At 66.7% G+C, this 273-nt stretch carries 1 pseudogene; it reads left to right on the top strand.

The window, feature by feature from the left end:
• Positions 1 to 273, top strand: a pseudogene (locus H3H36_RS27940) (TonB-dependent receptor); the annotation flags it as partial.

The raw sequence follows: 273 nt of genomic DNA, 5'->3' as shown, positions 1-273 counted from the left end.
GCGACCTGCCGACCCCGGCCGGCAAGCTGTACTTCACGGCCGGCGCCCAGTCGCGTGACGCATCGAGCGCCGCCTGGGCCCGTGGCGGCGTGGGCTCGGACGATATCCCGTCGCGCAACTCGGCGGCCATGTACCCGAACGGCTTCGTCCCGTTCATCAACGGCAAGATCGACGACCAGTACGCCACCATCGGCCACCGCGGCCAGATCGGCGAATGGAACGCCGACTTCTCGCAGACCTACGGCTACAACAAGATGATGTACGACATCAGCC

The sequence above is a fragment of the Rugamonas fusca genome (genome assembly GCF_014042365.1).
Classification (GTDB): domain Bacteria; phylum Pseudomonadota; class Gammaproteobacteria; order Burkholderiales; family Burkholderiaceae_D; genus Rugamonas; species Rugamonas fusca.
Note: the sequence above shows the minus strand (reverse complement) of the source record. Positions and strands in the feature narration are given on the sequence as shown.